The following is a 2,559-nucleotide window of genomic DNA, read 5'->3' on the forward strand; positions in this document are numbered from 1 at the left end:
AAATTAGAAGCTGTCATGAAATCAACGAGTAAATATGATAGCGGAATTAACTTTATAAATGTATATGGTTCTATCCCTGCTGGCATACCCATAGAAGCGTTTGAGGACATTCAAGGCCAAGTCGAAATACCTGCCAGTTGGAAAGGCGACTATATAGCTCTAAGAGTAAGTGGCGATAGTATGTATCCGAAATTCGAAGATGGAGACATCGTTATCATTAAAATCCAACCTGATTGTGACTCTGGCGATATTTGTGCATGCTACGTCAATGGATATGATGCAACCTTGAAAAAGGTAAATAAAAATAACGGCCACGTTACACTGCAGCCGTTAAATCCTAGTTATGAAATTAAAACATATAAGCACCCTGGCGAGGTTAAGATTTTAGGTAAAGTCGTTGAAATTAGACGCGAATTATAATTTAGTAAACTCATCAATGTACTATATAATAAGGAGTCCTTTATGAAAAAACTATTAATTACACTACTTCTTTTAATTTCTCCAATAACATTACAGGCCATATCGATTAACGATATAAAAGGAAATAGTGACTATAAACAGATTGATGTTACTAATGATATAACTACATATTTAGACATGGCACACACAGAAAAAGTGGGTGACACTAAAGATTTAGCCATTATACAAACAAAATTAATAGCCATTAATTATAGTGATAAAGAGATATATTCCATCAAAGTTATGTATACCTACAAAAAAGACAGAAGTAAAGCAGAAATAGAGGATTTTGTAAAAAATATGAATGCTCCTGAAGCAAAAACCATTCCCGAGTATTTTGTGTCCCAACTCAAACTATTAGACTCTGGAGTGACAGCAACCAAGAGCGAATTTACAATATATAACTTTGATGGGAAATATATAGACTCTCAAGGGCCATCAGATGTTAGAAGTTTAGCAGTAGATGTTAGGTCTAAAGATTATACATTTGCTAGCGCACTATATAACTATATATTTAAAAAAGGGCTGTATTAAAAACTTTTTCATACTGGAAAACTAAAAACTAGTATGTGCAAATTTTGCACATACTACTAAGTGTGGTGTAATAAATAAAAGCGCAGTTGTTTCCTAAATGGAAACAACTGACAATGACGCCCAAATTATGATGTTAATTTTTCTAGGGGGCTTTACAAAAAATATTGACACTGAATCGCAAGAGAATGTATAATGAAAGTACAAATTGGGCTTGAATCCCAAATCATACTTTTTCTTATCCTTAATGGATAAAACGAAGAGCGTTCTCTAATGAAATGAGAACGCTCTTTTTGTTTTCTTTATTGAAAATCAGGAGTTATATGATATCATGTATATATGCGGTAGCCATGAGCTATCAAATTAATTGTGCGTACCCCTTGAGGTTACAATAGACTCCTAGATTTCTAGGGGTCTTTTTTATTTATGAGGTACATCATGAGCAGTTACAACATTACCACTCGAAAAAAGGACAAAGGCTGGCAAGTCATCGTGTCTTACAAAACGTTAACGGGTGCTTGGAAGCAAAAATCTAAGCAAGGATTTCAAACGTCACGTCAGGCAAAGGACTATGGCCAAATTATTATTGACAGTCTTGATGGTCAGATTTATATAGAATCACACGAGATGCGAGATATTACCCTATCGCAATTATTTAATTTATATATGCGAAGAAATAGCGACAGGTTCGCCCCTAATACGGTTATCGCTTATACGAATGTATTTAAAAAAGCCAAATTGTTGCACGATAAAAAGGTGGTAAATATCACAACGTCACATATTATGGAATTACTAGATACATTACAATCCATTTCAGCAAAACAAGAAATGCGAAAAGTGTTAGGCGTGATATATAATTATGCTATAAAGATGCAGATAACAGGCAAATCACCTTTAGAGAATGTACCAGTTTATAAAAGCAGACTAAATACACCGCGTATTCGCACGATAAGCGAGGAAAACATACAATTACTGATAGATACACTAGAACAGAGAAATAATACGTATGCGGCGGTTTTAACTAGGGTGTTAGCAACAACAGGAATGCGTATAGGCGAAGCATTGGGATTGACGTGGGATGATTTAAACGAAGATGAACGCTCATTGAGCATTAATAAGCAATTAGTTCGGATCAATGCAAAGCATGAATACGGCGTGTCTAAAACTAAAACTACTAATAGTAATCGCACTATATATATTCCTGAATCAGTTATGCGCCAATTACAACGCCTCGATAGGGATACACCACGTATTTTTAGCGTATATAATAAAACGGGCACATATACGACACTTATGCGGTCTATCATACCGCCCCATTCCCCACATGATTTTAGGCACACATACGCAACAAAATTATTAAGCAACGGTGTCGATATAAAAACTGTATCGGCATTATTAGGCGATACAGTTAATACGGTAATAAAAACATATGTACACTATACAGAATCGATGAATCAGCAGGCCAAACGTTCCATCGATGCAATTTTTTCGAACGATTTTTGACGAATATATGACGATATAACAAAAAACCGCTGTATTACAGCGGTTTTTGTTCTAATAGATATACTG

3 protein-coding genes are annotated in these 2,559 nt (G+C 34.9%); all 3 read left to right on the plus strand.

Annotated features, from left to right (window positions below; translation table 11 throughout):
* Positions 1–420 (plus strand): LexA family protein (locus tag EO120_RS09030; protein WP_241234935.1); only part of this gene is annotated, 420 nt, incomplete at its 5' end.
* 42 nt (positions 421–462) lie between these two features.
* Entirely contained in the window at positions 463–993 is a 531-nt protein-coding gene (locus EO120_RS09035; protein WP_127135141.1) for a hypothetical protein, read from the plus strand.
* Between the two features lie 435 nt (positions 994–1,428).
* A complete protein-coding gene (locus EO120_RS09040; RefSeq protein WP_164725743.1) occupies positions 1,429–2,493 on the plus strand; it encodes a site-specific integrase in 1,065 nt (354 codons plus the stop codon).
* Positions 2,494–2,559: the final 66 nt, after the last annotated feature.

Origin of the sequence: Veillonella caviae (assembly GCF_003992125.1) — a bacterium.
In the GTDB taxonomy this organism is placed as follows: Bacteria; Bacillota; Negativicutes; order Veillonellales; family Veillonellaceae; genus Veillonella; species Veillonella caviae.

Excerpts from the sequence above, each read along its gene's own strand:
- EO120_RS09035 (WP_127135141.1), top strand. The coding sequence starts at position 463 with ATGAAAAAACTATTAATTACACTACTTCTTTTAATTTCTCCAATAACA.
- EO120_RS09040 (WP_164725743.1), top strand. The coding sequence starts at position 1,429 with ATGAGCAGTTACAACATTACCACTCGAAAAAAGGACAAAGGCTGGCAA.